At 72.1% G+C, this 25,766-nt stretch carries 32 protein-coding genes; 9 read left to right on the forward strand and 23 right to left on the reverse strand.

Going from position 1 to position 25,766, the window contains the following annotated elements:
* Positions 1-171 precede the first annotated feature (171 nt).
* Positions 172-633, forward strand: a complete 462-nt coding sequence (locus E2170_RS02665) for an FKBP-type peptidyl-prolyl cis-trans isomerase (RefSeq protein ID WP_132999097.1) — start codon at positions 172-174, stop codon at positions 631-633.
* Positions 634-650: 17 nt separating this feature from the next.
* Positions 651-1,448 (forward strand): sterol desaturase family protein, encoded by a 798-nt coding sequence (locus tag E2170_RS02670; RefSeq protein WP_132999098.1) that lies wholly within the window; start codon positions 651-653, stop codon positions 1,446-1,448.
* Here the strand turns inward: E2170_RS02670 and E2170_RS02675 are convergent.
* Complete coding sequence (locus E2170_RS02675) at positions 1,402-3,237, reverse strand: DUF4153 domain-containing protein (protein WP_132999099.1); 1,836 nt, start codon at positions 3,235-3,237, stop codon at positions 1,402-1,404. The two genes, E2170_RS02670 and E2170_RS02675, sit on opposite strands and share 47 nt — an antisense overlap.
* An 81-nt stretch (positions 3,238-3,318) precedes the next feature.
* Between E2170_RS02675 and E2170_RS02680 the strand changes: the two genes are divergently transcribed.
* The 3 genes from E2170_RS02680 to E2170_RS02690 are packed head-to-tail and all read left to right on the forward strand — an operon-like array spanning position 3,319 to position 5,317.
* Positions 3,319-3,885 carry a YqgE/AlgH family protein gene (locus tag E2170_RS02680; protein ID WP_132999100.1) on the forward strand — a complete coding sequence of 189 codons (567 nt, stop codon included), beginning with the start codon at positions 3,319-3,321 and terminating at the stop codon, positions 3,883-3,885.
* Positions 3,885-4,379, forward strand: a complete 495-nt coding sequence (gene ruvX, locus E2170_RS02685) for a Holliday junction resolvase RuvX (RefSeq protein WP_132999101.1) — start codon at positions 3,885-3,887, stop codon at positions 4,377-4,379. Before E2170_RS02680 ends, ruvX begins: the two co-directional genes overlap by 1 nt.
* A complete protein-coding gene (locus E2170_RS02690) occupies positions 4,376-5,317 on the forward strand; it encodes an aspartate carbamoyltransferase catalytic subunit (protein WP_132999102.1) in 942 nt (313 codons plus the stop codon). The genes ruvX and E2170_RS02690 overlap by 4 nt, the downstream gene beginning before the upstream one ends.
* Before the next feature lie 5 nt (positions 5,318-5,322).
* Here E2170_RS02690 and mgtE read toward each other — a convergent pair whose 3' ends face one another.
* The 14 genes from mgtE to E2170_RS02760 form a co-directional block, all read right to left on the reverse strand.
* Positions 5,323-6,684 (reverse strand): magnesium transporter, encoded by a 1,362-nt coding sequence (mgtE, locus tag E2170_RS02695; RefSeq protein WP_132999103.1) that lies wholly within the window; start codon positions 6,682-6,684, stop codon positions 5,323-5,325.
* Positions 6,685-6,791: 107 nt separating this feature from the next.
* Positions 6,792-8,513, reverse strand: a complete 1,722-nt coding sequence (gene ptsP / locus E2170_RS02700; RefSeq protein WP_132999104.1) for a phosphoenolpyruvate--protein phosphotransferase — start codon at positions 8,511-8,513, stop codon at positions 6,792-6,794.
* Positions 8,513-8,782 carry an HPr family phosphocarrier protein gene (locus E2170_RS02705; RefSeq protein WP_132999105.1) on the reverse strand — a complete coding sequence of 90 codons (270 nt, stop codon included), beginning with the start codon at positions 8,780-8,782 and terminating at the stop codon, positions 8,513-8,515. Before E2170_RS02705 ends, ptsP begins: the two co-directional genes overlap by 1 nt.
* 12 nt (positions 8,783-8,794) lie before the next feature.
* Entirely contained in the window at positions 8,795-9,187 is a 393-nt protein-coding gene (locus tag E2170_RS02710) for a PTS sugar transporter subunit IIA (protein WP_132999106.1), read from the reverse strand.
* A 58-nt stretch (positions 9,188-9,245) separates the two neighbouring features.
* Positions 9,246-10,121 carry an RNase adapter RapZ gene (gene rapZ / locus E2170_RS02715; protein WP_132999107.1) on the reverse strand — a complete coding sequence of 292 codons (876 nt, stop codon included), beginning with the start codon at positions 10,119-10,121 and terminating at the stop codon, positions 9,246-9,248.
* Positions 10,118-11,077, reverse strand: coding sequence for an HPr(Ser) kinase/phosphatase (gene hprK, locus E2170_RS02720; RefSeq protein WP_132999108.1), 960 nt, complete (start codon positions 11,075-11,077; stop codon positions 10,118-10,120). The genes rapZ and hprK overlap by 4 nt, the downstream gene beginning before the upstream one ends.
* Entirely contained in the window at positions 11,074-11,547 is a 474-nt protein-coding gene (locus E2170_RS02725; protein ID WP_132999109.1) for a PTS sugar transporter subunit IIA, read from the reverse strand. The genes hprK and E2170_RS02725 overlap by 4 nt, the downstream gene beginning before the upstream one ends.
* A 19-nt stretch (positions 11,548-11,566) precedes the next feature.
* Positions 11,567-11,896, reverse strand: a complete 330-nt coding sequence (gene hpf, locus E2170_RS02730; RefSeq protein WP_132999110.1) for a ribosome hibernation-promoting factor, HPF/YfiA family — start codon at positions 11,894-11,896, stop codon at positions 11,567-11,569.
* 108 nt (positions 11,897-12,004) lie between these two features.
* Positions 12,005-13,429 carry an RNA polymerase factor sigma-54 gene (locus E2170_RS02735; RefSeq protein WP_132999111.1) on the reverse strand — a complete coding sequence of 475 codons (1,425 nt, stop codon included), beginning with the start codon at positions 13,427-13,429 and terminating at the stop codon, positions 12,005-12,007.
* 33 nt (positions 13,430-13,462) lie between these two features.
* Positions 13,463-14,182 (reverse strand): LPS export ABC transporter ATP-binding protein, encoded by a 720-nt coding sequence (lptB, locus tag E2170_RS02740; protein WP_132999112.1) that lies wholly within the window; start codon positions 14,180-14,182, stop codon positions 13,463-13,465.
* Positions 14,182-14,709: a lipopolysaccharide transport periplasmic protein LptA gene (gene lptA / locus E2170_RS02745; RefSeq protein ID WP_132999113.1), complete on the reverse strand. Its 528-nt coding sequence runs from the start codon at positions 14,707-14,709 to the stop codon at positions 14,182-14,184. The genes lptB and lptA overlap by 1 nt, the downstream gene beginning before the upstream one ends.
* Positions 14,690-15,253 carry an LPS export ABC transporter periplasmic protein LptC gene (gene lptC, locus E2170_RS02750; protein ID WP_132999114.1) on the reverse strand — a complete coding sequence of 188 codons (564 nt, stop codon included), beginning with the start codon at positions 15,251-15,253 and terminating at the stop codon, positions 14,690-14,692. Before lptC ends, lptA begins: the two co-directional genes overlap by 20 nt.
* On the reverse strand, positions 15,250-15,798 hold the full coding sequence (locus tag E2170_RS02755; RefSeq protein WP_132999115.1) for a KdsC family phosphatase: 549 nt from the start codon (positions 15,796-15,798) through the stop codon (positions 15,250-15,252). The genes lptC and E2170_RS02755 overlap by 4 nt, the downstream gene beginning before the upstream one ends.
* Positions 15,799-15,808: 10 nt before the next feature.
* Positions 15,809-16,813 carry a KpsF/GutQ family sugar-phosphate isomerase gene (locus E2170_RS02760; protein ID WP_132999116.1) on the reverse strand — a complete coding sequence of 335 codons (1,005 nt, stop codon included), beginning with the start codon at positions 16,811-16,813 and terminating at the stop codon, positions 15,809-15,811.
* A gap of 124 nt (positions 16,814-16,937) precedes the next feature.
* On the opposite strand from E2170_RS02760, the gene E2170_RS02765 reads away from it, so the two are divergent.
* Positions 16,938-17,174 carry a BolA family protein gene (locus tag E2170_RS02765; protein WP_132999117.1) on the forward strand — a complete coding sequence of 79 codons (237 nt, stop codon included), beginning with the start codon at positions 16,938-16,940 and terminating at the stop codon, positions 17,172-17,174.
* Complete coding sequence (gene murA / locus E2170_RS02770) at positions 17,174-18,433, forward strand: UDP-N-acetylglucosamine 1-carboxyvinyltransferase (RefSeq protein ID WP_132999118.1); 1,260 nt, start codon at positions 17,174-17,176, stop codon at positions 18,431-18,433. The genes E2170_RS02765 and murA overlap by 1 nt, the downstream gene beginning before the upstream one ends.
* Here the strand turns inward: murA and E2170_RS02775 are convergent.
* Genes E2170_RS02775 through purM form a run of 4 tightly spaced genes read right to left on the reverse strand, consistent with a single transcriptional unit; the run spans position 18,426 to position 21,755 of the window.
* Complete coding sequence (locus E2170_RS02775) at positions 18,426-19,127, reverse strand: DUF3108 domain-containing protein (RefSeq protein ID WP_132999119.1); 702 nt, start codon at positions 19,125-19,127, stop codon at positions 18,426-18,428. The genes murA and E2170_RS02775 overlap by 8 nt on opposite strands.
* 9 nt (positions 19,128-19,136) lie before the next feature.
* Positions 19,137-19,943, reverse strand: a complete 807-nt coding sequence (locus tag E2170_RS02780) for a DUF3108 domain-containing protein (RefSeq protein WP_132999120.1) — start codon at positions 19,941-19,943, stop codon at positions 19,137-19,139.
* A 10-nt stretch (positions 19,944-19,953) separates the two neighbouring features.
* Entirely contained in the window at positions 19,954-20,622 is a 669-nt protein-coding gene (gene purN / locus E2170_RS02785) for a phosphoribosylglycinamide formyltransferase (RefSeq protein ID WP_132999974.1), read from the reverse strand.
* A 2-nt stretch (positions 20,623-20,624) separates the two neighbouring features.
* A complete protein-coding gene (gene purM, locus E2170_RS02790) occupies positions 20,625-21,755 on the reverse strand; it encodes a phosphoribosylformylglycinamidine cyclo-ligase (protein ID WP_132999121.1) in 1,131 nt (376 codons plus the stop codon).
* Between the two features lie 29 nt (positions 21,756-21,784).
* On the opposite strand from purM, the gene E2170_RS02795 reads away from it, so the two are divergent.
* Entirely contained in the window at positions 21,785-22,852 is a 1,068-nt protein-coding gene (locus E2170_RS02795; RefSeq protein WP_132999122.1) for a DUF2066 domain-containing protein, read from the forward strand.
* A 50-nt stretch (positions 22,853-22,902) separates the two neighbouring features.
* The gene (gene hda / locus E2170_RS02800) at positions 22,903-23,598 is read left to right on the forward strand and encodes a DnaA regulatory inactivator Hda (protein ID WP_243708032.1); all 696 of its coding nucleotides are present in this window, start codon (positions 22,903-22,905) and stop codon (positions 23,596-23,598) included.
* Positions 23,599-23,622: 24 nt separating this feature from the next.
* Here the strand turns inward: hda and rnk are convergent, their stop codons facing one another.
* The 4 genes from rnk to E2170_RS02820 form a co-directional block, all read right to left on the reverse strand.
* Positions 23,623-24,033, reverse strand: a complete 411-nt coding sequence (gene rnk, locus E2170_RS02805; protein ID WP_132999123.1) for a nucleoside diphosphate kinase regulator — start codon at positions 24,031-24,033, stop codon at positions 23,623-23,625.
* Positions 24,034-24,163: 130 nt separating this feature from the next.
* Complete coding sequence (locus E2170_RS02810; protein WP_132999124.1) at positions 24,164-24,979, reverse strand: M15 family metallopeptidase; 816 nt, start codon at positions 24,977-24,979, stop codon at positions 24,164-24,166.
* A 48-nt stretch (positions 24,980-25,027) separates the two neighbouring features.
* Positions 25,028-25,582, reverse strand: a complete 555-nt coding sequence (locus E2170_RS02815) for a hypothetical protein (RefSeq protein ID WP_132999125.1) — start codon at positions 25,580-25,582, stop codon at positions 25,028-25,030.
* A complete protein-coding gene (locus tag E2170_RS02820) occupies positions 25,579-25,764 on the reverse strand; it encodes a type II toxin-antitoxin system antitoxin (protein WP_132999126.1) in 186 nt (61 codons plus the stop codon). The genes E2170_RS02815 and E2170_RS02820 overlap by 4 nt, the downstream gene beginning before the upstream one ends.
* Positions 25,765-25,766: the final 2 nt, after the last annotated feature.

A 25,766-nucleotide genomic window follows, 5' to 3' on the forward strand; every position in this document is an offset into this window, starting at 1 on the left:
CTGTCCGCACACCCCCTGTGCACGGGACGGGCTGTGGCGTTTATCGGATTCGGGTCGGGATGCCCCAGGCGGGGGAAGGGATTGCGGTCACGCTGGGAGGCGCCCGGGCTTGCGCCATGGCGCGGCGCTGGTCAAGGATGCCGCGGTACCCAACCAGGACCCGCGCCGCCGATGGACATCGCAGACCGCCGCATCGCCACCGTGCACTTCACGCTGACCGACGCCGACAGCGGCGACACGATCACCAGCACCCGCGGCCACGAGCCGCTGACCTACATGCACGGCGCCGGCGGCATCGCGCGCGGGCTGGAGCAGGCGCTGGAGGGCCGCAAGGCCGGCGATCGCGTTGATGTGGTGGTCTCGCCCGAGGACGGCTTCGGTCCCCGCCACGATGCGCTGGTGCAGACCCTGCCGCGCACGATGTGGCGTGCGCCCTCGGAGCCGAAGGTCGGCGACAAGCTGGAAACCACCACGGCCAAGGGCCCGCTGGAGGTGGTCGTGACCGCGGTCGGCCCCGACACCCTCACCGTCGACGGCAACCACCCATTGGCCGGGCGCCGCTTCCGCGCCGAGCTGGAGGTGCTGTCGGTGCGCGTGCCCACGCCGGACGAGATCCAGTTCGGCCTGGGCTGACCGCGACCGCGCCCGGGATGGATGCGTTCGTTGCCCTGGGCAATGCCTATGCGACGCTGCCGGCACACCTCGCGGTCGCCTGGGGCACCGCGTTCTTCGCCGCCATCTACCTGCTGCTGTGCGGCGGCAACTGGCTGCTGACGCAGTACCTGCTGCCGGCCCTTGGCTGGGGCCACAGGATCGACCCGCGCCCGCTGCGCCCCGGGCAGCTGCGCCGCGAGATCGGCTGGTCAAGCGTGTCGATCCTGGTCTTCGGCATCGGCAGCGTGCTGGTGTGGTGGTTCCTGCAGCGCGGCTGGGCGCGGCTGGCGCAGGATGCGGGGCCGCTGCGCATCGCCGCGGAAATCGCGGTGCTGCTGGTCTGGAACGACATCCACTTCTATGCCAACCACCGCCTGCTGCACACCCGGCCGCTGCGTCGCTACCACCAGCACCACCACCAGTCTCAGGTGACCACGCCCTTCGCGACCTACAGCTTCCATCCGCTGGAAGCGGCGCTGCTGGGCAACGTGATCCTGCTGCCGATGCTGCTGCACGACTTCAGCTTCCTCGCCCTGCTGTCGCTGCCGGTGGCCAGCCTGCTGCTCAACAACCTCGGCCACGGCAACTACGACTACGCGCCGCGGGTGGGCAACGACCACTGGCTGGCCGCCAGCCGCCGCCATCACCTGCACCACGCCTGCTACCACGGCAACTACGGCTTCCTGTTCAACTTCATGGACCGCTGGCTGGGCACCCGCCTGCCCGATGACGCGGCGGACGCGCAGCTCAGGGCGTATCGGCGCCGGCAGGGGTCGGGCGCGGCGGTTCGCTGACCGGTTCGAGCCGCTGCGGCCTGCCGTCGCCGATGCGGAGGTCGGGCCAGCGCTGCGGCACGGCCTGCAGGCGGCCGTCGAGCAGGTCGCGGCGCAGCTGCCGTCGCCAGGCCTGCTCCGGCGTGCCCTGCGGCCAGAGTCCCAGGGTGGCGGCCACGATCCAGCGACCGTCGGCGTCGCGGGCGTGGAGCTTGCAGTTCGCGCCGTAGCCGCCGCCGAGCGTGCACAGCAGTGGATCCGCGGTCCCGTCGCCGTCGAGGTCCGGGGTCAGGAGGATGCAGTCGTCGTCGGCGTGGGCACAGGCCTGCCGGTCGTCGCGCCGCGCGGCCAGTGCGTCCCACCAGGCGTCATCGGGTGCAGTCGCGCCCGCGGCGAGCTGGACCTGTGCGCGCAGCTGGGCCGCGTCACGCGGCGGGCGCGGAGCACTGGGGTCGCGCCAGTCGCCCCAGCGGCTGGTCCGTGCGATCACGCGCTCCAGCTCGGCCAGCCGTTCGGCGTCACTGGACCAGGCCGGGACGTCGCGCAGGGCGAGCGTCGCCCGGTAGCCGCGGCGGCCGCTGTCGTGGCGCAGCCAGGCGAGGTCGAAATCGTCGATGTCCGTGCGCCCGTCGGCCAGCCGTTGCAAATGGCTGCCGACCGCGATCCGGTGCGGATCCAGCAGCGGCGTGTTGGCGAGCACCGCCACCGCGACCACGGCCAGCGACAGCGCCCGGTTCACCGGCCGGATCGCGCCCAGCCAGCGCTCGCGGCCATGACGCAGCACCGCCCAGGCGTAGCCGAAGGCATAGCCGGCCACCAGCAGCGCCAGCAGCACCGCCCACACGCGGTCGGTGGTCCAGCCGTGTTGGTCGATGCGCAGCCACAGCGCGTACAGCGCCAGCAGCGCGAACACCGGCAGCAGCACCAGGCCGGCGTCGACCAGGCGGCGCAGCCAGGCCGGATAGGGGCGCTCGCCTTCGCCGTCCTGCAGCACCGAATTGGTGAAGGCCACCAGCAGCGCGACCACGGCGATGAGGGTGGTGGCCGCCGAGCGCATCTCCCACAGCGGCTCCAGCCCGGTGAAGGGCAGGCTGGCCACGAACAGCGCGGCGATGAAGGCCAGCAGCGGCAGCAGGCCGGTGAAGATCGCGAACAGCACCTGGCGCGCCACCTGCACCGCGCGGTGCTGGGTGCGCCCGATCAGCACGCCCAGGCCCGCCATCGCGCCGGTGGCGAGATAGATGAAGGCGTCCTCGCGGAACAGTTCGCGGAAGAAGTCGATCTTCACCAGCGCGAACAGCGCGCCCCACAGCCACAGCACCAGCCAGCAGATGCCCGTGAACAGCGCCGCCAGCGCCAGGGTCAGGGCGTTCTGCCAGGCGTGCTCGAACAGGCAGGGGTAGGGCGCGTGCCAGTGGCCGTGGGCCAGGCGGCACTGCAGCCAGGGCAGGGCGACGAACAGGCCGATGGCGATCGACGCGCCGAACGGCCCCAGCACTTCGCCGGCACGGATCCCGGGGCCGCCGGTGGCATTCCACGCCGCCCAGGCCGCGAGCCCGGCAAAGGCGAGGCTGGCGCCGACCGCGTGCTGCCAGAAGCGCGGGTCGCGCAGGCGCACCAGGCTCAGCGCCATCATCGTCGGCACGGTCAGCACCAGCGTGTACCAGCAGACCCGCCCGGCGAGCCCCGCGAAGGGCCACCAACCGAGGTCGTGGCCTTTTTCCGCCAGGTACATCAGGCCGCCCTGGAGCACGGCCAGCAGCACGATGAAGGCGCGCTCGTTGCGTGGGAGCGGGGCGGCTGCGGACATGGCGGGTTCCAGCAAGGGAGTCGGTGCCGCCATGGTAGCCGCGGCCGGGCGCGATCCCGCGGCACTGGCTAGAATGGCGCCATGTCCACGCAGCCCACACCGCTTGCCAACCAGCTGCTGGTCGCGCTGCCGTCGCTGGCCGACCCGAACTTCGAGCGCACCGTGTCGCTGCTGTGCCAGCACGACGCCGGCGGCGCCATGGGCGTGGTGGTCAACCGCCGCTCCGACTACACCCTGGGCGAGATCTTCGCGCAGATGGGCATCGCCTGCGACGACGCCGCGCTGTGCGCGACCCCGGTGCTCGCCGGCGGCCCGGTGCATCCCGAGCGCGGCTTCGTGATCCACGACGGCGAGCGCGACTGGGACTCCAGCCTCGGTATCGCGGACGACCTGCGTGTGACCACCTCGCGCGACGTGCTCGAGGCGATGGCGCGCGGCGAGGGCCCGTCCCGGGTCGTGGTCGCCCTGGGCTGCGCCGGCTGGAGCGCCGGCCAGCTCGAGGCCGAACTGGGCGAGAACAGCTGGCTGACCGTGCCTTCCGACGCCGAGATCCTGTTCGCGCTGCCGCTGGAGGCCCGCTGGCAGGCCGCCGCCGGCCGCATCGGCGTCGACATGGCGCACATGCCGGATTACGCCGGGCACGCCTGATGGCCGGCATCCGCAGCGATGGCACCGTGCTCGGCTTCGACGTCGGGGCGCGCCGCATCGGCGTGGCCGTGGGCAGCGCCTTCGGCCACGGTGCGCGCGCGCTGGCCGTGGTCGACGTGCATGCCGACCAGGTCGACTGGGCCGCGGTCGAGCGCCTGCTCAAGGAATGGCGTCCCGATGGCTGCGTGGTCGGCGATCCTATGACGCTCGACGGCGGCGACCAGCCGATCCGCCAGCGCGCCCGCGCCTTCGCCGTCGAACTCGCGCGCCGCGCCCGCCTGCCGGTGGTGATGATCGACGAGCGCTCGAGTTCGATCGAGGCCGCGCAGCGCTTCGCCGTCGACCGCGCCGAAGGCCGCCGCCGCCGCCGCGACGCCGCCGCGCTGGATGCCGTGGCCGCGGCGATCATCGTCGAACGCTGGCTGGCCTCGCCGGGCGACGCCGTCGCCATCGACACCAATCCCGAAACTTCCCCGCCCGACGCCCCCGCATGACCCTGCAGACCACCGAAGACGGCCGCCTGCGCCACCTGCTCAGCCTCGAAACGCTTCCGCGCGCCGCGCTGGTGGCGCTGCTCGACCGCGCCCAGGCCTTCCTGGACCACCGCGGTGGCGCCGACCCGCGCAGTGCGCTGGGCGGCACGGCGGTGTGCACGCTGTTCTTCGAACCCTCCACGCGCACGCGGCTGTCCTTCCAGCGCGCGGCGCAGCGGCTGGGTGCGGACGTGCTCGGCTTCGATGCTTCCACCTCGTCCACCAGCAAGGGCGAGACCGCGCTCGACACCCTGCGCAACATCGAGGCCATGGGCGTGCGCGGCTTCGTGGTGCGCCACCGCGAGGACGGCGCGGCCGCGATGCTGGCCGCCGCCGCGCAGCCGGGCACGGCCGTGGTCAACGCCGGCGACGGCCGCAGCGCGCACCCGACCCAGGGCCTGCTCGACGTGCTGAGCCTGCGCCAGACCAAGGGTGCGGATTTCTCGCGTCTGAAGGTCGCCATCGTCGGCGACATCCGCCACTCACGGGTGGCGCGTTCGGAGCTGCACGCGCTGCGCACGCTGGGCATCGGCGAGGTCCGCGCCTGCGGCCCGGCCAGCCTGCTGCCCGACGACGCCACGCTCGACGGCTGCATCGTCGGCAACGACCTCGATGCCGCGCTGGACGGCGTGGACGCGGTGTTCATGCTGCGCCTGCAGCGCGAGCGCATGGAGGAGGGTCTGGTGCCCTCGCTCGAGGGCTACCACCGCGACTACGGCCTGACCGCCGCGCGCCTGCGCCGCGCCGCGCCCGACGCCGTGGTGCTGCATCCGGGCCCGATGAACCGTGGTGTCGAGATCAGCGACGAGGTGGCCGATGGCCCGCAGTCGCTGGTGCTGAAGCAGGTGGCGAACGGCGTGGCCGTGCGCATGGCCGTCCTGGAGACACTCCTCGCCTGAGCGGCTCAGCGCAGCAGGATGACGGTCGCCAGGCCGAGGAAGCTGAAGAAGCCGACCACGTCGGTCACCGCCGTCACCACCACGCCGCCGGCCACCGCCGGGTCGACGTCGGCGCGCTTCATCGCCAGCGGCACCAGCACGCCGGCAAGCGCCGCGCAGGAGAAGTTGATCACCAGCGCCGCGGTGATGACCACGCCGAGCAGCCAGTCCTGGAACCACGCGAACGCCACCAGGCCGACGAAGCCGCCGATCAGCACGCCGTTGATCAGCGCCACCCGCACTTCCTTCCAGAGCAGCACGCTGGCGTTGCTGGCGCCGACCTGGCCCAGCGCGAGGCCGCGCACCATCAGCGTCAGCACCTGCATCGCGGCATTGCCGCCGATGCCGGCGACGATCGGCATCAGCACCGCGAGCGCGACGATCTTCTCGATCGTGGCCTCGAAGCGCCCGATCACCGCCGCCGCCAGGAACGCGGTGGCCAGGTTCACGCCCAGCCACACGATGCGGCCGCGCACCGCGCGCTTCACCGGCGAGAACAGATCCTCGTCCTCGTCCAGGCCGGCGGCGCCCAGCGCCTGGTGCTCGGCCTGGTCGCGGATGATGTCGACGACGTCGTCGATGGTGATGCGGCCCAGCAGCACGTTGCCCTCGTCGACCACGGGCGCGGACACCCAGTCATGGTCGGAGAACTGCCGCGCCACCGATTCGGCGGAGTCGCCGACGTGGATCGCGGTCAGCTCGTCGTCGATCAGCTTGTTGATCGGCGTCCCGGGCTCGCTGGTCACCAGCTTCTGCAGCGCCACCCAGCCCAGCAGCTGGTGGCGGCGGTTGACCACGTACAGGTGGTCGGTGTTCTCGGGCAGCTCGCCGCGCAGGCGCAGGAAACGCAGCACCACGTCGACCGTGGTGTCGGCGCGCACCGTCACCACGTCGGGGTTCATCAGGCGGCCGGCGGTGTCCTCCTCGTAGGACAGCGCCTGCTCCAGGCGCTCGCGGTTCTCGCGGTCCATCGACTGCAGGATCTGCCCGGTGACGGCCTCGGGCAGGTCCTCGACCAGGTCGGCGAGGTCGTCGATGTCGAGGTCCTCGACCGCCGCGACCAGCTCGTCGGGATCCATGTCCGCGATCAGGCTTTCGCGCACCTCGTCGCCGACGTGGACCAGCACCTCGCCGTCGTCCTCGGGATCGACCAGGCCCCAGACCACCATGCGGCGGTCGGGCGGCAGCGACTCCAGCAGGTTGCCGATCTCGGCCGGCGCCAGGGTGTTGATCAGCCGGCGCACCGGGCCGAGGCGGCCGCTGTCGAGCGCATCGGACAGCAGGCGCAGCTGGCGCGCGGTCTTGTCGTGGCGGACGGCTTCGGCCATGGAATGCTTCCGGGAGCGCGTCGCGCGACGGGATGCGCGACAGGGTCAGGTGTTCATGCGTGGATTATCGCCCGCGCCGACGCTGCTGCACACCCCGTGCGCGATACCTAGGTTGCCGCCACCGCCGAGAGCCAGCGCTCGATGCCGGCCTGGTCGCGCGCGCGCAGCAGCGCCGGTGCGCGGCTGCGCAGCATGGCCAGATCCTGGTCGCGCACCGCGCGGCGCACTTCCAGCAGGGTGCCCGGGTGCAGGCTGAACTCCTCCAGCCCCAGTGCCAGCAGCAGCGGGGTGAACAGTGCGTCGCCGGCCATCTCGCCGCAGACCGCCACCGGCTTCCCCTGCGACTTCGCGGTCGTGATCACCTGGTGCAGCAGGTGCATGACTGCCGGGTGCAGCGGGCTGTGCAGCTCGTTCAGGGCGTCGTTGCCGCGGTCGGCGGCCAGCAGGTACTGAACCAGATCGTTGGTGCCGATGGAGACGAAGTCGACCAGGTCGATGATCGCCGGCAGCGCGATGGCCGCCGCCGGCACCTCGATCATCGCGCCCAGCGCGATGCCGTCGGCGACCGCATGGCCTTCGCGGCGCAGGCGCGCGGCGACCGTGCGCACCAGGCGCCGCGCGGTCACCAGTTCCTCGCGGCGCGCCACCATCGGCAGCAGGATCCGCAGCGGGCCGTAGCCGGAGGCACGCAGGATCGCGCGCAGCTGGGTGGTGAACACGTCGCGCCGGCGCAGCGCCAGGCGGACGCCGCGCACGCCCAGCGCCGGGTTCGGCTCGAAGGGCAGGGCAAGCCCGCTGCCGTCGGCCTTGTCGGCGCCGATGTCCAGGGTGCGGATGGTGGCGATGCGCCCGGTGAGCCCCAGCACCAGGTCGCGGTAGGCGATGAACTGCTCCTCCTCGGTCGGCAGTTCGTCGCGCTGCAGGAACAGGAACTCGGTGCGGTACAGGCCCACGCCGGCGGCACCGAGCGCGTGCGCCTCGGCCACGTCCTCGCGGGTCTCCGCGTTGGCGTAGAGGCGGATGTCGACGCCGTCGGTCGTGCGCGAAGGCTCGCGGCGCAGCCGGTGCAGCTGGCGCCGCTCGCGCTTGCCTTCGCGCACGCGCTCGCGGTGCGCGCGCAGGTCGTCGGCGTCGGGATCGACGATCACCAGGCCGGTGGCGCCGTCGATCATCAGCACGTCGCCGTCGTTGACCTGGGCCAGGGCCTGCGGCGCGCCCACCACCAGCGGCAGGTGCAGGCTGCGCGCGAGGATCGCGCTGTGCGAAAGCATGCTGCCGCCCCCGGTCACGATGCCGAGCACGCCGCGCGCATGCAGGCGCGCGACTTCCGACGGCGCCAGGTTGTCGGACACCAGGATCTCGCCGGCGACGCCGGTGACCTGGGCGTCGTGCCGGTGCAGGGCGGCATGGATGCGGCCGATGACGTGGTCGATGTCCTCGACCCGGCTCTGGAAATAGGGGTCGTCCATGCCTTCGAACACCGCCGCCAGGCGGTTGCGCTGCACGCGCAGGGCATAGTCGGCACCGTACAGGTCGTTGGCGATCAGCGCGTCCAGGCCCTGCAGCAGCTCGGGGTCGTCGAGCAGCAGGGCGTGCAGGTCCAGGAACTCGCCGATCTCGCTGGCCAGCGCCCCATGCAGGCGTGTGCGCATGTCGCGCAGTTCGGCGCGCACCATGTCGATGGCCTCGTGCAGGCGCGCGACCTCGGCGCGGACGGCGCCCGGCGTGATGCGTTCCTCGGCGACTTCCAGCGCATGCGGCTGGCGCACGCGCGCCCGGCCCAGGGCATTGCCCCGCGATACGCCGTGGCCGGGGAACAGCCGGCGCATCAGCTGTCCTCGTCGAATCGTCGCTCGAACAGCGCGCACACGGCATCGGCGGCGGCGGCCTCGTCGGCCCCTTCGACCTTGAGGGTCACCGCGGTGCCGGTGCCGGCCGCGAGCAGCATCACCCCCATGATGCTCTTGGCGTTGATCTCGCGGCCCTTGGCGGTCAGGGTCGCGTTGACGTCATAGCCCGACAGGAGCTGCACCAGTTTCGCGGTCGCGCGGGCGTGCAGGCCCAGCCGGTTGGACACGACGAGTTCGCGTTCGATCATGGCCGGGTTGCCTCATGCATCATCGTGGACCACTCCATTGCGTGCACCAGCGGCCGCCACCGCGGGCAGCTGGTCGAGCGGCAGCTCGGGATAGTTCAGGACCCGCAGCAGCATCGGCAGGCTGAGCGCCGATACCCGCCGCACCGGAGTGCCCAGGTGGGCCAGCCGTGCGGCAAGGTTCGCAGGCGTGGCTCCGTACATGTCGGTCAGGACCAATACGCCGTCGCCGCCGTCGGCGCGGCGCAGGGCGGCGCTGGCGGACGGCAGCGCGGCTTCGGGATCGGCGTCGTAGGCCATCTCGAACACCTCGACCTTCAAGGGCAGGGTGCCCAGCAGGCGGCCCGCCACCGCGGCGAGCGCGGTGCCGATGCCCAGGTGGGTGACGAGGAGGATTCCGACGGCCATCGGCACAAATTAGCAGAGCGGCATGACGCTCAGGAAGCGCCGCGCGCCCGGCCGCCGGTCAATCCAGCTCGCGGTGGTGGGTCGCGACTTCGTTCCAGCCCTGCGCGCGGGCGTGCTCCGCGGCGGCTTCGGCCAGGTAGACCGAGCGGTGCCGGCCGCCGGTGCAGCCGAAGGCCACGGTGACGTAGCTTCGCGTGGACGCGCGCATCCGCGGCAGCCAGGCATCGAGGAAGGCGTTGACCTGGCGCAGGAACTCGCCGACGTCGGCCTGCTCCGGGGCTTCGAAGTATTCCCGAACCGCGCCGTCGCGGCCCGAAAGCGGGCGCAGGCGAGGGTCCCAGTGCGGGTTGGGCAGGGCGCGGGCGTCAAACACGAAGTCGGCGTCCGGCGGCACGCCGCGCCGGTAGGCGAAGGATTCGAACAGCAGCGACAGCGACGAATCCATGGCCAGGCCGAGTTCGGTCAGCACCCGGTGCCGCAGCTGGTGCACGTTGAGTTCGCTGGTGTCGATGATGACGTCGGCCAGCGAGCGCAGCGGGCGCAGCACCTGGCGTTCCAGCGCGATGGCGTCCGACAGCGCCAGGCCGAGACGGGTCAGCGGGTGCCGGCGACGGGTGTCGGCGTAGCGCTTGAGCAGGAGGTTGTCATTGGTGTCGAAGAACACCAGTTTCGGGTCGAAGCCCATCGCGCCCACGGCCGACAGCCATTCGGGCAGGTTGGCGAGGTCGCCGCGGCTGCGCACGTCGATGCCCACCGCCAGCTTCTGCGAACTGCGCTCGGGATGGGTCGCGCTGCGCACGAAGTCGGGCAGGAGCTCCGCCGGCAGGTTGTCGACGCAGTAGAAGTCGAGGTCCTCGAAGGTGTTCAGCGCGACGCTCTTGCCGCTGCCGGACATGCCGCTGACGATGATCAGGGCGTTGCTGGCGGTGTTCATGGCGTGCCCTGTTCGAGGAAGTGCGAGTGGCGGGCGAGGAAGGCCGCCGCCGGGTCGGCGCCCTTCGCGCGCAGCATGTGCACGCGGGTCGCGGCCTCGGTCAGCACGGCCAGGTTGCGGCCGGGCATCACCGGCAGGGTGATCATCGGCACGTCGAGGTCGAGCACGTGGCGCGAGCCGAGGTCGCCGGTCAGGCGCACCATGCCACTGGCGTCATTCGCCTCGCGGCTGTCGCCCGGGCGCGCGAGGTGCACGATCAGGCGCAGGTACTTGTTCCGCTTCACCGCCGTATCGCCGAACATCTCGCGGATGTTGAGCACGCCCAGGCCGCGCAGTTCCAGCAGGTCCTGAAGCAGTTCGGGGCAGGTGCCGTCGAGCACGTCCGGAGCGATCTGCGCGAACTCCGGCGCGTCGTCGGCGACCAGGCGGTGGCCGCGGGTCACCAGCTCCAGCGCGAGTTCGCTCTTGCCGGTGCCGGATTCACCGGTGATCAGCACGCCGATGGAGTAGATCTCCATGAACACCCCGTGCAGCGTGACCCGCGGCGCCAGCGCGCCGGCGAGGTGGTACTGCAGCACGTTGTAGAGCTCGTGCCCCCGGCGCGGCGACGACCACAGCGCGATGCCCGATTCCTCGGCCATCTCGGTGAGGTCCTCGGGGCAGGCCTGGCCCTTGCTGACCACCAGCGCCAGCGGACGGAACTGCAGGATCTTCTCGAGGGTCTCCCAGCGCTGCCGAGGCTCCAGGCCATCGAGCCAGGCGAGTTCCTCGGTGCCGAGGATCTGCACCTTGTTCGGATAGATGATGTTGAGGTAGCCGGCCAGCGAGGGCCGGCGCGAGACGGTTTCCACCGATTCCAGCTGGCGCGAAGCGCCGGCCTGGCCGGCCACCCAGCGCAGTCCGAGCCGCTCGCGGAGCTGGTCGAAGAGCTGCTGCGCGGTGATCGCGGCATTCATGCGCGGCGCGCCTGCGCCGGCGTACCGGCGCGCAGCAGCAGCGTGCGCAGCGCGGTGATGCCGGGGGCGTCGCGCACCGCTTCGCGGAAACCGGTGTCGGCGAACTGGCCGGCCAGTTCGGACAGCGTGTCGAGGTGCTGCTGGGCGCGGTCCTCGGGAACCGCCATGGCGAACACGAGGTCGACCGGCTGGCCGTCATGGGCCCGGAAGTCCACCGGATGGTTCAGCCTGAGGAAGGCAGCCACCGGCTCGCGGCAGGCGGCGCTGCGGCAGTGCGGGATGGCCACCCCGCGGCCGATGCCGGTGCTGCCGACGGCCTCGCGCGCGCGCAGGCCGTCGGCGATCGCCTGGGTCCACTCGGGGGAGCCGCCGCTGAGCAGGCGCGCCGCCGCGTCGAGTACCTGGTCGCGGTGGCCCGGTTCGACCACCTGCACGATGCGGCCGGCGGACAGCAGATCGGTGTACGGCATGCCCCCGGCCTTTGCTGCGTCAGCCGAACTCGCCGTCGCGGACGGGATTCCCGCCGCGGCGGTGCTGGTCGATCATCTTCTTCTTCTCCTTGACCAGCATCCGGTCGAGCTTGTCGGCGAGAAGGTCGATGGCCGCGTACATGTCCACGGCGCGCGCGTCGGTGTGGAGGGTCTTGCCGGCGACGCTGACGGTCGCCTCGGCGACGTGGTCGGGCTTGTCGATGCTCAGCTGGGTGCGGACCTGGAGCGGCGGATCGTAGAGCCGCGACAGGCGGCCGAGCTTGGTCTCGACGTACTCGCGCAGGGCCGGGGTGACATCCATCTGCTGGCCGTGGGTCTCGATGAGCATCGCAACCTCCATTCTTCGTGGGGACCACAGCATCGCGCAGGGCGGCGCGGTGGTTGTCACGGACAGGTTAACCCAGCCCCACGGGGGCGGAAAGCGGCAGGCCGCGGTTCAGGCGATGCGCACGCGCTCGTGCGAGGAGGGGATGTTCAGGGCCTCCCGGTACTTGGCCACGGTGCGGCGAGCGACGGGCACGCCGCCTTCCTTCAGCTGCTCGGCCAGGCGGGCGTCGGAAAGCGGCTTGCGCGGGTCCTCGGCCTCCACCAGCCGGCGGATCATGTCCTGGATCGCGGTGCTGGAGGCCTCGCCGCCGCCGCCGGTGTCGATGCCCGAGGCGAAGAAGGCCCGCAGCGCGATGGTGCCGCGCGGAGTGTGCACGTACTTGCGGGCGACCGCGCGCGAGACCGTGGATTCGTGCATGCCGATCTGTGCGGCGACCTCGCGCAGGGTCAGCGGGCGCAGGGCCTTGGGCCCGAACTCGAGGAAGCCCGACTGCTCGCGCACCAGGCAGTGCATCACCTTGAGCAGGGTCTCGCCGCGGGCCTCGATGTTCTTCAGCAGCCAGCGCGCCTCCTGCAGGCGGCCGCGCAGGTAGCCGGCGTCGGTGCCGGCGGCATGCTGCAGCATCTGCTCGTAGCCGCGGTGGATGGTGAGGCTGCTGTGGCGGCCGCCGGCCAGCGACACCTTCCATACGCCGCCCTGGCGGTAGATGCTGCAGTCGGGAACGACATAGGTGTCCTGAGGCATGCCGCCGATGCGCGAACCGGGACGCGGGTCGAGGCTGCGGATCAGCGCCAGGGCGGTGGCGGCCTCTTCGGTGCTGCAGCCCAGGGCCTCGGCGAGTCCGGCCTCGCCCAGCCTGGCCAGGCGCTCGATCAGGGTCGCCACCGCGCGCCGCGCGATGTCGCGCCCGGGGGTGTCGCAGGACAGGGCGTCGAGTTGCAGCAGCAGGCATTCGCCGAGGTCGCGGGCGCCCACGCCCGTGGGGTCGAGGGACTGCACCCGGCGCAGCACCGCGGTGATCTCCGCCTCGTCGCACACGATCGCCGGCGCCAGTGCCTCGGCCATGGCCAGCAGCGGCTCACGGAGGTAGCCGTCGTCGTCGATGGCGTCGACCAGTGCTTCGCCGATCGCCAGCTCGCGCGGTGACAGGTGGCTCAGGTTGAGCTGCCAGGACAGGTGGTCGCGCAGGGTCTCGGACTGGGGGATGCGTTCGGAGGCGTCGCCGTCCTCGTCGGTGCCGCCGCGGCCACCTTCGCCCCAGGCGGCTTCGCGATGGTCGTCCCAGGGGTCGGCAGAGGTGTCCATGCGGTCGTCGGCGGGCGCCCCATCCGGGCCGTCGCCGGTGTCGCGTACCTCGCCTGAGGCGGACAGCGGTGTGGATTCGTCCCACTCCAGCAACGGGTTGCTCTCGACGGCGTCGTTGATCTCGGCCTCGAGCTCCGGCATCGACAGCTGCAGCATGTGCAGGGCCTGGCGCAGCTGCGGCGTCAGTACCAGTTGCTGTCCCAGCGATGTCTGCAGGCGAGGTTTCACGGCGTTCCCGGTCAGGCGGGGACGCACCTCCCCTTACAGCCGGAAGGAATCCCCCAGGTACACCCGGCGCACGTCCGGGTTGGCCAGCAGCGCGTCCGGAGCCCCCTGCGCGAGCACGCCGCCGTCGTTGAGGATATACGCGCGGTCGCAAATGCCCAAGGTCTCGCGGACGTTGTGGTCGGTGATCAGCACGCCGATGCCGCGGTTCTTGAGGTGGCTGACGATGCGCTGGATCTCGCCGACCGAGATCGGATCGACGCCGGCGAAGGGCTCGTCGAGCAGGATCAGGCGCGGGCGGGCGGCCAGCGCGCGGGCGATTTCGACCCGGCGGCGCTCGCCGCCGGAGAGGCTGGCACCGGCCTGGCCGGCGACGTGTGTGATCTGCAGCTCGTCCATCAGCGAGGCCAGCTCGGCCTCGCGGCCCTTGCGGTCCAGGTCCTCGCGCAGCTCCAGCACCAGCATGATGTTGTCGGCCACGGTGAGTTTGCGGAACACCGAGGGTTCCTGCGGCAGGTAGCCCACGCCGAGGCGGGCGCGGCGGTACATCGGCTCGCCGGTGATGTCGCGGCCGTCGAGCACGATGCGTCCGGCGTCGGCCGGCACCAGGCCGACGATCATGTAGAAACAGGTGGTCTTGCCGGCGCCGTTGGGGCCGAGCAGGCCGACGACTTCGCCGGCGTCGAGGGTGAGCCCGAACTCGCGCACCACCTCGCGCTGGCGGTAGCTCTTGCGAAGGCCTTCGGCGACCAGCATCAGTTGCCGCCCTGGTCGGCCTTGGCGCCCTTGGGCAGGATGCGGGTGCGGATCTGGCCGCCGTCCTGGCCGCCGCCCTGCACGCGGCCGGTGGCCATGTTGTAGACGATGCGACCGCCGGCCATGGTGCCGCGGCCGGGCTGGTTGATCTCGGCGTTGCCGGTGAACACCACGGTCTCGGTCTGCAGGTCGTAGTCGACGGTGTTGGCGGTGGCGTCGATGGTGCCGCCGTCGTCGAGCTGCTGCTTCAGGCGCACCGGCGAGCCGGTGAGGACCACGCGCTGGATGTCGCCGCCGCCGCGGCGCACGTCGGCCTTGGCCGCGCGCACGTCCAGCGTGCCCTGCACGATGCGCACGTTGCCGGTGAACACGCAGGGGCCGCCGTCGTCGGCGAGCATGCAGTCCTGGGTGTTGGACGTCAGGTCCATGGGCTGGTTGCGGTCGCTGGACTTCGCCCAGGCGGGCGCGGCGGCCAGGGCCGCGGCCAGGGTGAGGACCGTCGTGAGGCTAGCGGCGCGTGGGGACATAGCGGGTCTGGACCTTGGAGGTGAGCTGGAAGCGCTTGTCGGCCAGGTCGGCTTCCATTCCGATGCCCTGCATTGTAGTCCCGGGCTGGGTGATGGTCACTGCGGCGTTGCTGCGGGCACGACGCTGGCGGGGGAAGACCTGGAGCGCCTGGGTTTCCATCCGCATGCCGCGGTCGCCGGTGGGGTCGGACACCGCGACCACGTCGCCGTCCAGGCGCATCTCCTCGCTGTCGGCGCTGATCCAGCCGGTGGCCGCGCGCAGGTCCCAGTAGTGCCCGCCTTCCTCTTCGGGCAGCAGGAACACCGGTTCGCGCAGGGACATGGTTTCGTCCGCGGGATCGCGGTGCAGGTGCGGGGCGCGCAGGGTGAAGGCCTCCTGGCCGTCCTTGTCCAGCGAGACCAGTTCGAAGTCCTCGAGCACGTAGTCGGACCGGTCGCTGACGGCGGCGGGTGCCGGCGTCTCGGCGCGCTGGTGCCAGGCCGACCAGCCGCTGGCGATCGCGGCCACGAGCAGCACGGCGAAGAGTGCGCCGCGCCAGCTCACTGCCTGGCTCCCGATGCGTCCTGCGCGCCGGCGTCGCGCGCGGCCAGCAGCAGGTCGCAGAACTCCCGCGCGGCGCCTTCGCCACCGCGGAGCGAGGACTGCCAGTGGACGTGGCCCAGGATCGCGGGCTGCGCATCGGCGGGCGCCGCGGCCAGGCCGGCGGCGGCCAGCACCGCCAGGTCGGTCAGGTCGTCGCCCATGAACGCGACCTCGTCGGCGGCCAGGCCCAGGCGCGTGCGCAGGCTTTCCACGCAGGCGAGCTTGTCCTTGATCCCGGTGTGCGCCTCCACGCCCAGGTCGCGGGCGCGGATCTCGGCCGCGGCGCTGGTGCGCGCGGTGACGAAGGCCACGGTGACGCCGGCGCGCTTGAGCAGCGACAGGCCCAGGCCGTCGTGGACGTGGAAGGCCTTGGTCTCGGTGCCGTCGGCGGCGATGTACAGGCGACCGTCGGTCAGGGTGCCGTCGACGTCGAAGCAGGCCAGCCGGACGCGCGCGGCGCGCGCGAGCAGTTCGGGGGACGGAGCGGGGCGGGCGGGCGTCTGCATGAATGCGGGATCAGACCACGCGTGCGCGCAACAGGTCGTGAATATTGAGCGCTCCGACCACGCGGCCTTCGGCGTCGACCACGACCAGTCCGCCGATCTTGTGCGCCTCCATCAGCTGCGCGGCCTCGGCGGCCAGCGCGTCGGCGCCGATCGTGCGCGGACCGCGCGTCATGACCTCGGCGATGGCTGTCGTGCGCACGTCGATGCCGGCGTCCAGGCTGCGGCGCAGGTCGCCGTCGGTGTACAGGCCGAGCAGGCGGCCGTCGTCGTCGACCACGGCGGTCATGCCCAGCATCTTGCGGCTGATTTCGGCCAGGGCCTCGCTGACGGTGGCGCCGGCCGGCACCGCGGGCACGGCATCGCCGGTGTGCATGACGTCGGCGATGTGCAGCAGCAGGCGTCGACCGAGCGCGCCGGCGGGGTGCGAGCGCGCGAAGTCGTCGGCGGTGAAGCCGCGGGCCTCGAGCAGGGCCACGGCCAGGGCGTCGCCCATGGCCAGCGAGGCGGTGGTGCTGGAGGTCGGCGCCAGGTGCAGGGGGCAGGCCTCCTTCGGCACGCTGACGTCGAGGTGCACGGCCGCGGCGCGGGCGAGCGTCGAGCCGGGACGGCCGGTCATCGAGAGCAGCGGGTTGCCCTGGCGCTTGAGCACCGGCAGCAGCTGCAGCACTTCGTCGGATTCGCCCGAATAGGACAGCGCCAGCACCACGTCGGCGTCGGTGACCATGCCGAGGTCGCCGTGGCCGGCCTCGCCGGGATGGACGAAGAACGCCGGGGTGCCGGTGGAGGCCAGGGTGGCGGCGATCTTGCGCGCGACGTGCCCGGACTTGCCCATGCCGGTGCAGACCACGCGGCCGCGGCAGGCCAGCAGCAGGGCACAGGCGCGGGAGAAGTCGCCGTCGATGCGTGCGGCCACCGCCGCCAGGCCCTCGCGCTCGATCTCGAACACGTGGCGGCCGCTGGCGGCGAAGTCGTGGGCGCCGGGGGCGCTGGCGGTCTGGTCGTTGCTGCCGGACATTCCGGGCCGGACCCTTTTCCGTTAGGCTAACCCGTTCATCTTACGCGGATTGTCCAGCCGCCAGCGCATCGCCGCGCCGGTCCCGGACAGCCGCTCATTCGGCCTTCATCACCGGGACCACGCCTTGGACGCAGACACCATCCGCAAACTCATCGAACAGGGCCTGCCCGGCGCCGAAGTCGAGGTCCGCGGCGACGACGGCGTGCACTTCGAGGCGGTCGTGGTGCATCCCGACTTCGCCGGCAAGCTGCCGCTGTCGCGCCACCGCATGGTCTACGCGACCCTCGGCACGCTCATGGGCAACGAGATCCACGCCCTGGCCCTGCGCACGCTGACCCCCGACGAGAACCGGCCCGGCTGATGCAGAAGATCGTGGTCACCGGCGGCGTGCCCCTCGAGGGTGACGTGCGCGTGTCCGGCGCCAAGAACGCCGTGCTTCCGATCCTGTGCGCGACCCTGCTGGCAGACGAGCCGGTGGAGATCGGCAACGTCCCCCACCTGCACGACGTGGTGACCACGGCGAAGGTACTGGGCGGACTCGGCGCGGGCGTCACCCACGACGCCGACGGCAGCCATGTGGTGGTCGACCCGCGCAGCGTCGACAGCCAGGTTGCGCCCTACGAACTGGTGCGCACGATGCGCGCCTCGGTGCTGGTGCTGGGCCCGCTGGTGGCCCGCCACGGCGCCGCCGAGGTTGCGCTGCCGGGCGGCTGTGCCATCGGTTCGCGCCCGGTCGACCTGCACATCCGCGCGCTGGAAGCGCTGGGCGCACGGATCACGGTCGAGCATGGTTTCATCAATGCGCGCGCCGGCCGCCTGCGGGGCGGCCACGTCGCCTTCGACACGGTCAGCGTGGGCGCCACCGAGAACCTGCTGATGGCCGCGAGCCTGGCCCAGGGCACCACGGTGATCGACAACGCCGCCTGCGAGCCCGAGATCGTCGACCTTGCCGACTGCCTCCTGGCGATGGGCGCCGACATCGAGGGCGCGGGCACGTCGCGCATCGTCGTCCGTGGCGTCGACCGCCTGCACGGCGCCCGCCACGACGTGGTCGCCGACCGCATCGAGGCCGGCACCTTCCTGGTCGCCGGCGCGATCACCGGCGGCCGCGTCACCGTGACGCACGCGCGCCCGGACACGATGGACGCGGTGCTCGAGCGCCTGGCCGCGGCCGGCGCCGACATCGCCATCGACGGCGACCGCATCACCGCCGACATGCGCGGCCGGCGCCCGCGTGCGGTCGACATCACCACCGCGCCGCACCCGGCCTTCCCGACCGACATGCAGGCGCAGTTCATGGCCCTGGACTGCATCGCAGAGGGCGTGTCGACGATCGACGAGACCATCTTCGAGAACCGCTTCATGCACGTGAACGAGCTGATGCGGCTGGGCGCGGACATCCACATCGAAGGCAACCGCGCCACCGTCACCGGCGTCGAGCGCCTGAGCGGCGCGCCGGTGATGGCCACCGACCTGCGCGCCTCGGCCTCGCTGGTGCTGGCGGGGCTGGTGGCCGACGGCGAGACGGTGATCGACCGCATCTACCACCTCGACCGCGGCTACGAGCACATTGAGCGCAAGCTGTCCGGGCTGGGGGCGAGGATCCGGCGGATCAGTTGACCGAAGTGAGCTTCAGGTCGATGTGATCCTTGCCGTCCCGGCGCTGCAGCACGCGCGCCGGCACCGGCAGGCCTTCGACGACCCAGGCGACGATCTCGCGGCTGCCGTCCCTGCGCACCACGCGGGTGGCCTCGCGGGACTTGCCGGCGACCTGGATGCTTTCCTTGCCGGCGATCTGGAAGCGCTGGCGCTTGACCCGGCCGTCCTCGACCAGGCGGTAGTCCAGCGGCTTGCCGGCGGCGACGTCGCGCACCAGCACCAGGTTCATCAGCATGCCGTCGAGGTCGCCGGCCTTCAGATCGACCGGGCCCGCACGGTCGGCCTTGACGTCGCCGCTCCAGCGGGCCTGGCCACGGCCCCAGTCGTAGTCGGCGGTGACCGACTTGCGCTTGACCAGCATCGCCGCCAGTCCGCTGGTGCCGCGCTGGCTGTCGACGCTCTTCAGCGGCCGCCACTGGTTGCCGTCGACCTCGAAGGTGGTGCTCTGCTGCAGCTCGGCACCCATGCCGCCGATGTCGATGCGGTATTCCCAGCGGTCCTTGCCGGCGCTGGCGAGGCTCATCTTCGCCGTCGCCTCCATGCCCATGTAGTTGGCCTGGTAGTCGGCGTTGAAGGGCTCGATCGCGCTCGCGGGCGCGGAAGCCAGCGCCAGCAGCGCGGCGGCGGCCGCGGCGTGGCCGCGGAGGGACTTCATGTTCAGCATCTAGTTGGCTCCTTCGTATGCGACCAGGCGCAGGTCGATGGCGTCTTCGCCGTTTTCCCGCTGGAGGATGCGGATCGGCGTGGGCACGCCTCGCGCCACCCAGAAGATGGTTTCATCATTGCCGCCATTGGTACGTGAAACGCGCATGGCCTCGTAGGACAGGCCGTCGACTTCGACGTACTCGGTCGCTTCGGCCACGGCGTATTCGTGCTCGCGCACGCGGCCGCCGTCGACGAAGCGGTAGCTCAGGCTGCGGCCGGGCACCGCGTCGCGCACGATGGCGAGGTTGATCAGCAGGCCGCTCTTGTCGCCTTCGCGCAGCGCCACCGGCTGCCGGCGCTCGGCCTTGAGGTCGCCGCTCCACTGCGCCGTGCCGGCGTTCCAGTCGTAGACGCCCTCGATCTTCCGGCCCATGAACAGCGCCTTGCGCCGGGTGTCCTGGCGCAGCGGGCGGTAATCGCCGCCGGCCTCGTCGAAGACGGTGCCCTGGTCGATGTCCAGGCGCACCCAGCGGGCCAGGCCGCGGGTGCCGGTGATGTCGAGGTCGACGCGCCACTGTCCGTTGGCGGCGCGGGTGAGGTGCATGCTGGCCGTGCCGGCATGCTTGCCGGCGTTCCAGGCGTCGTAGGTGGCGACGAACGGCTGCAGCGCGACGGGCGCCGGATCGTCGGCGGCCGCGGGCGCGGTGGCGGCGGTCGTCGATGCCGGCGCGCTGGCCGTCGCGGGGTCGCTGCCCGCGGCCAGCGCGGGCGTGGCCAAGAGCGCGGCCGCAAGGGTCGCCATCAGGAGTTTGGGGGCGGTCTTCATGCCGCCCGGATCATGCAGGCAGGCGCTTGGATGCAAGCTGAAGAGGGGCCGGGAGCGGCTGGCCGTCGAGCTCCACGACCGTGTCGCACAGCGTGATGCGACCGGCACAGAGCAGCTGCAGCACCGCGAGCATCAACGGATGCTCGGTCTCCAGCACGCGTGCGGCCAGGGTGTCGGCATCGTCGCCTGGCAGCACCGGAACCCGGGCCTGGGCGATCACCGGGCCGCCGTCGAGGTCCGGGGTGACGAAATGCACGCTGGCCCCGTGTTCGGCCACGCCGGCGGCGATCGCGCGCGCGTGCGTGTCCAGGCCCTTGAAGTCGGGAAGCAGCGACGGGTGGATGTTGATGATCCGCCCCGCCCAGGGTTCGAGGGCTGCTGCACCGAGCAGGCGCATGTAGCCGGCGCAGACGATGAAGTCGGGCTGTACCGAGGCGACCTCGTTGAACAGGGCGGCATCGAAGCCGTCGCGGTCGGCGAAGTCCCGCGGACGCAGGGCACGGGCCTCGATGCCGGCGTCGCGTGCGCGCTCCAGCGCGAAGGCCTTGGGTCGGTCGCCAAAGACGCCGGCCACGCGCGCGTCCAGGCGCCCGTCGGCGACGGCGTCGATGATTGCCTGCAGGTTGCTGCCGCGGCCCGAGGCCAGCACGGCCAGGCGCGGGCTGTGGTCGGCCACGATCCTCAGCCGATGCGCACGCGCGACGCATCGCCGGCCGCGGGCACCACCGAACCGATCGTCCAGTGCGCCAGCGACAGCGCGTCCAGCGCCGCGCCCACCGCGGCCGCGCGCGCCGGATCGACCACCAGCACGAAGCCGATGCCGCAGTTGAAGGTACGCCACATTTCGTCCGGCGCCACCGCCCCCTCGCGCTGCAGCCACTCGAACACCGGCGGCAGCGGCCACGATGCCGCATCGATGTCCAGGCCCAGGCCCTCGGGCACCACGCGGATGATGTTCTCGGTCAGGCCACCGCCGGTGACATGCGCCATGGCGTGGATCGAGGCGCCTTCGTCACCGCGCAGCAGTGCCAGCACCGGCTTCACGTACAGCGCGGTGGGCGCCATCAGCGCGTCCTCCAGGCGAACGCCGCCGACGTCGGTGTCGCCGGGGCGGCCGGCGCGGTCGTAGATGCGACGGATCAGCGAATAGCCGTTGGAGTGCGGGCCGCTGGAGGCGATGCCGATGAGCACGTCGCCGGTGGTGACGCGGGCGCCGTCGCGCAGCTCGGACTTTTCCACCGCACCGACGGTGAAGCCGGCAAGGTCGTATTCGCCGGGGCCGTACATGTCGGGCATTTCCGCGGTCTCGCCGCCGATCAGGGCGCAGCCGGCCAGCTCGCAGCCCTTCGCGATGCCGCCGACCACCGCCACCGTGGTGTCGATGTCGAGCTTGCCGGTGGCGAAGTAGTCGAGGAAGAACAGGGGCTCCGCGCCCTGCACCAGCACGTCGTTGACGCACATGCCGACCAGGTCGATGCCGATGCTGTCGTGGCGCCCCAACTGCTGGGCGAGCTTGAGCTTGGTGCCCACGCCGTCGGTGCCCGAGACCAGCACCGGCTCGCGGTACTTGCCCGACAGGTCGAACAGGGCGCCGAAGCCGCCCAGGCCGCCCATCACCTCCGGGCGGAAGCTGCGCTTCACCAGCGGCTTGATGCGTTCGACGACTTCATTGCCCGCGTCGATGTCGACGCCGGCGTCACGGTAGGTCAGCGGGGTGGGGCGGGTCACGGCGGGCTCGCGGCGCGGGAAAGCGGCGATTTTAGCAGTCCCGGGGCCGTCTTCATGGACGCGAAGCGGCCCGTGCGGCACCATTTGCGCCTGACACGGTCCCAGGAACGACGATGCCCAAGGCGTTGCTGCTCACGCTGATCCTCGCGCTGCTGCTGCCCGGCTGGGCCCACGCCCAGCGGATGGAGGGCGACCGCGCCGGCGCCAGCGGCCTGTACGAGGCCGAGGTCGCGGTCGGCAGCCAGACCGAATCCGCCCGCCAGTCCGGTTTCCAGCGCGCGCTGGCCCAGGTGCTGGGCAAACTGTCCGGCGACTCCGCCGTGGCCCGCCGCCCGGGCGTGGCCCGTGAACTGCGCCGCGCGGACGATTTCGTCGAGCACTACGACTACCGCCAGGACGAGGGCCGCTCGGCGGCCGGTTCGCCGACCTACACCACGATGCTGGTGGTTCGCTTCCGCGAGGCCGACGTCAACGCCATCGCCGGCGCGCTCGGCCTGCCGGTGTGGCCGGAGCCACGCCCCAAGCCGGTGCTGTGGCTGGCCATCGATGATGGCAGCGGCCCGCGCCTGGTGGCGCTGGGCCAGAACAACGTCGCGCGCCCGGTGCTGGATCGCGCCCTGGAGCGTGGTTTCCGCCTCGGCCTGCCTGGCGGCAGCGCCGCCGAGCGCGCCGCGGTGGGCGCGATCTGGCGCGGGGACACCGCCGCCATCGCCCGCCTGTCGGCCCGCTACAACCCGCCGATGCAGCTGATCGGCAAGCTCTACCGCGACGGTTCGGGCTGGAAGGCCGACTGGACCTTCGTCGACAACGGCCGCGTGCTGTCGAACTGGTCCGAGGAGGGCGTGCAGGCCCGCGCAGTGATCGCCTCGGGCGCCGACGGCGCGGCCAACGCCCTGGTGCGCCGTTATGCGAAGGCCAGCCCGGTGGGCGAACCCGGCGTGCAGCGCATCGTGGTCACCGGCATCAACAGCGCCAGCGACTACGTGCGGCTGTCGGCCTGGCTGCAGTCGACCTCGGTGGTGCGCGGGATCCGCCCGCTGCGCGCGACGCCCAACAGCCTGGAGGTCGAACTCGACCTGCTGACCGGCCTGGCCGGCTTCCGCCGCGTGCTGGACGAGTCCGTGCTGGTGGAGTCGGGCGCCAACATCGAAGGCCTGCCGCCCGAGTTCCAGCTGCGCTGAGGCCGCGCAGTGGGCTTCCACACGCTGGCGGCGCCCGGTCGCGGACGCCCGTGAGCAGGCAGCTGCCACTGGCGCTGCGCTACCCGCCCGACCAGCGTTTCGAGACCTTCGTGGACGCGCCGCCGGGCGCGCTGGCGCAACTGCGCGCGCTGGCCGCGGGCATGGGCGGCTGGCTCTACCTCGAAGGCGGCCCGGGCACGGGCAAGACCCATCTGGCGCTGGCGGCCTGCGCCGCGACCGAGGCCCTGGGGCGCAGCGCGGCCTATCTGCCGCTGGCCGCCGCGGCCGGACGGCTGGGGCAGGCGCTGGAAGCCCTGGACGGCATGGACCTGGTGGCTATCGACGGGCTTGAAGCCATCGCCGGCGGCCACGACGACGAGCTGGCGCTGTTCGATTTCCACAACCGTGCACGCGTCGCCGGCGCCGGCGTGCTCTATGCCGCGACCGCCGCGCCCGCAGTGCTGCCCCTGGGCCTGCCCGACCTGCGTTCGCGCCTGGCGCAGTGCGCGCGCATCGCGCTGCTGCCGCTGGACGACGATGGCCGTGCCGAAGTGCTGCGGCTGCGCGCACGCCGCCGCGGCCTGCAGTTCGACGAGGCCGCGATCGCGTGGCTGCTCAAGCGCGCTGGGCGCGACCTGGCGGGGCTTGCCGCTACGCTCGATGCCCTGGACCGGGCCTCGCTGGCGGCGCAGCGGCGGGTGACGGTGCCGTTCCTGCGCGAAGTCTTCGGGGGCGCGGGCGGCTGAACCGGCCCGCGCGGTTGCTGTGGCTCAGCGGTGCAGCTCGCCGGCGCGCTCGGGCTGGTAGGTCACTTCCTCGATCAGCACCTGGATGCTGCCGCCGCCGGGCCTGGGCCATTCCATCTGGTCGCCCTGGGACAGCCCGAGCAGGGCACTGCCGACCGGCGCCAGCACCGAGATGCGGTCGGGGCTGCCGTCGGCGTCGCGGGGGTACACCAGGGTCAGCTGGAAGGTCTCGTCCGGGCCGACGCGGAAGCGGACGGTCGAGTTCATGGTCACCGTGGTCGGCGGGATCTCCTTCGGCGCCACCACCTCGGCGCGCAGGAGTTCGGCCTCGAGCGCGTCGCGGCCGGGGAAGCTGCCGTCGGGAAGGGATTCGAGCAGGCTCTCCAGCCGCTCGGCGTCCAGCGTCGAAATGGTGATCTTGGGTCGGGTGTCCACGCGTGCGTCTCCTGCGATGCGTTCCTGCCGCAGCAACGCGCCCCGGGCGACTCGCGTCGTCCGGGGCGCGGGGTGTGCTGCTGGCTGCGATGTTGCCTGACCGCCAATGTAGCGGCAGCGCGCGCCGATCTCAATCCGGTCCGGCGGGGCTGTGGAAGCGCCAGTGCCAGGGTTCGTACACGATGCCGTGCGGGTTGCCGCGCGGGTAGCTCATGCCGAAGCCGTGGCCCCCGGCATGGGCCTGCAGCCAGGCGAAGGCCGGCGTCGCCTCGAACGATTCCTCGGCGGGGGGCTCGCCGGGGGCGCCGATGTCCAGGGCCAGGCCGGAGTGGTGTTCGCTGTAGCCCGGGGCGGCATTCACTTCCAGGATCGCGGGGACGTCCAGGCCGCGGGCTCGCTTCCGCTCGAAGATGCCGAGCTGGTAATCATGGCTGCGGTAGCCGGAGATCGCCTCGAGCACCACGCCGTCGCGAGCGGCGGCGTCGCGCAGTCCGGCCCAGGCGCGGGCGGCGTCCACGTGCAGCCACAGCGGGCGACGGTAGCGGTCGCGGCCGGCCAGTGACAGCCAGTCGGGTTCGGCGACGAGGCGCAGGCCGGTGCGTGCCTCGTAGGCGTCGGCGTCGATGCCCAGGGCCTCCAGGCGCTCCTGAAGGCGGTGCAGGGGCAATTCGCCGACGCGCTCGATACCCGGTCGCAGGTGGCCGGGATGGACATCAAGGGCGTCCAGCGCTTCGTCCAGGCCGGATTCGCGGTTCCAGCGCGGCAGCAGCGGCATCAGGCCCTCGGGCAGTACCGCGGCCAGGTAGCGGCCGTCGCGCTTGCGCCGCAGCACCCACTGCGCGCGGGCGAGGATGCGTGCGTCGTGGTTGGCGCGGGCGCGCAGCAGGCCGCCGGGCCAGACTTCGATGTCGGCGGTGTTGAGGAGGCTGGTCGTGCGTCCGCGCATGGTCGGCTGCGTCACGTGCATCTGGTCGGGCAGGGAGGCGCGGCCAGCTTACCGCTCGCCGCCGCCCATTGTGCGCAGCTGTTCGAGCAGGGCGCGCGGGTCCCCGGGCTGCAGCAGCAGGTCGTGCCCGGCGCGGGTCGGGATCCACAGCAGGCGCTGCCCGCCGGCGGTGGCGACCAGGGCGCGGTCGCCATTGCGCAGGCGGTACCAGCCGCTGCGGAAGCCGGGAATGGCCAGGCCGTTGGTGCGGAGCATCGGCCGGTAGTCGGGGCGCTCGGCCAGGTCGACCACACGCGCGCTGCCGAGGTCCAGGTCGGACAGGGCGAAGCGGCGGCGGTAGAAGGTGGTCGCGACCTCGATGCCCTCGCTGTGGAAATCCAGGCGGTGGCGGCGCAGCAGGGTCGCCAGCACCGCCCACAGCAGCAGGCAGAACCCGGCCACGCCGCCGATGGCGTGCCATGCGATCCCGGTCTCCGCGCCGCGGGCGAGTTCGGTCCCGGCGACAAGCGCCACCGGGAGTCCGAAGACGAGGCCGAACAGCCAGGACCGGGCGCGTGGCGATGCCGGCACGAGGGCAAGCCGGGCGGTATCCACTGGATTCACTTGTTCTCCTCCTTCTTTTCCTGCCCGTCGGCCCGCGGCAGACGACCGGCCTTGCGCAGCGCCTCGCGCAGCACGTACTCGATCTGCGCGTTGGCGCTGCGCAACTCCTCGTCCGCCCAGGCCTGCACCGCCGAGAGGATCCCGGCATTGATGCGCAGCGGATAGGCCTTCTTCTCAGCCACGG

The organism is Luteimonas arsenica (assembly GCF_004352825.1).
GTDB classification, from domain to species: domain Bacteria; phylum Pseudomonadota; class Gammaproteobacteria; order Xanthomonadales; family Xanthomonadaceae; genus Luteimonas; species Luteimonas arsenica.

What these genes read in the sequence shown, in the direction of transcription:
- E2170_RS02665 (WP_132999097.1), top strand. Translation starts at nt 172, where the DNA reads ATGGACATCGCAGACCGCCGCATCGCCACCGTGCACTTCACGCTGACC.
- E2170_RS02670 (WP_132999098.1), top strand. Translation starts at nt 651, where the DNA reads ATGGATGCGTTCGTTGCCCTGGGCAATGCCTATGCGACGCTGCCGGCA.
- E2170_RS02675 (WP_132999099.1), bottom strand. Translation starts at nt 3,237, where the DNA reads ATGTCCGCAGCCGCCCCGCTCCCACGCAACGAGCGCGCCTTCATCGTG.
- E2170_RS02680 (WP_132999100.1), top strand. Translation starts at nt 3,319, where the DNA reads ATGTCCACGCAGCCCACACCGCTTGCCAACCAGCTGCTGGTCGCGCTG.
- ruvX (WP_132999101.1), top strand. Translation starts at nt 3,885, where the DNA reads ATGGCCGGCATCCGCAGCGATGGCACCGTGCTCGGCTTCGACGTCGGG.
- E2170_RS02690 (WP_132999102.1), top strand. Translation starts at nt 4,376, where the DNA reads ATGACCCTGCAGACCACCGAAGACGGCCGCCTGCGCCACCTGCTCAGC.
- mgtE (WP_132999103.1), bottom strand. Translation starts at nt 6,684, where the DNA reads ATGGCCGAAGCCGTCCGCCACGACAAGACCGCGCGCCAGCTGCGCCTG.
- ptsP (WP_132999104.1), bottom strand. Translation starts at nt 8,513, where the DNA reads ATGCGCCGGCTGTTCCCCGGCCACGGCGTATCGCGGGGCAATGCCCTG.
- E2170_RS02705 (WP_132999105.1), bottom strand. Translation starts at nt 8,782, where the DNA reads ATGATCGAACGCGAACTCGTCGTGTCCAACCGGCTGGGCCTGCACGCC.
- E2170_RS02710 (WP_132999106.1), bottom strand. Translation starts at nt 9,187, where the DNA reads ATGGCCGTCGGAATCCTCCTCGTCACCCACCTGGGCATCGGCACCGCG.
- rapZ (WP_132999107.1), bottom strand. Translation starts at nt 10,121, where the DNA reads ATGAACACCGCCAGCAACGCCCTGATCATCGTCAGCGGCATGTCCGGC.
- hprK (WP_132999108.1), bottom strand. Translation starts at nt 11,077, where the DNA reads ATGAATGCCGCGATCACCGCGCAGCAGCTCTTCGACCAGCTCCGCGAG.
- E2170_RS02725 (WP_132999109.1), bottom strand. Translation starts at nt 11,547, where the DNA reads ATGCCGTACACCGATCTGCTGTCCGCCGGCCGCATCGTGCAGGTGGTC.
- hpf (WP_132999110.1), bottom strand. Translation starts at nt 11,896, where the DNA reads ATGCTCATCGAGACCCACGGCCAGCAGATGGATGTCACCCCGGCCCTG.
- lptB (WP_132999112.1), bottom strand. Translation starts at nt 14,182, where the DNA reads ATGCTGGTCGCCGAAGGCCTTCGCAAGAGCTACCGCCAGCGCGAGGTG.
- lptA (WP_132999113.1), bottom strand. Translation starts at nt 14,709, where the DNA reads ATGTCCCCACGCGCCGCTAGCCTCACGACGGTCCTCACCCTGGCCGCG.
- E2170_RS02755 (WP_132999115.1), bottom strand. Translation starts at nt 15,798, where the DNA reads ATGCAGACGCCCGCCCGCCCCGCTCCGTCCCCCGAACTGCTCGCGCGC.
- E2170_RS02760 (WP_132999116.1), bottom strand. Translation starts at nt 16,813, where the DNA reads ATGTCCGGCAGCAACGACCAGACCGCCAGCGCCCCCGGCGCCCACGAC.
- murA (WP_132999118.1), top strand. Translation starts at nt 17,174, where the DNA reads ATGCAGAAGATCGTGGTCACCGGCGGCGTGCCCCTCGAGGGTGACGTG.
- E2170_RS02775 (WP_132999119.1), bottom strand. Translation starts at nt 19,127, where the DNA reads ATGAAGTCCCTCCGCGGCCACGCCGCGGCCGCCGCCGCGCTGCTGGCG.
- E2170_RS02780 (WP_132999120.1), bottom strand. Translation starts at nt 19,943, where the DNA reads ATGAAGACCGCCCCCAAACTCCTGATGGCGACCCTTGCGGCCGCGCTC.
- purM (WP_132999121.1), bottom strand. Translation starts at nt 21,755, where the DNA reads ATGGTGCCGCACGGGCCGCTTCGCGTCCATGAAGACGGCCCCGGGACT.
- E2170_RS02795 (WP_132999122.1), top strand. Translation starts at nt 21,785, where the DNA reads ATGCCCAAGGCGTTGCTGCTCACGCTGATCCTCGCGCTGCTGCTGCCC.
- E2170_RS02810 (WP_132999124.1), bottom strand. Translation starts at nt 24,979, where the DNA reads ATGCGCGGACGCACGACCAGCCTCCTCAACACCGCCGACATCGAAGTC.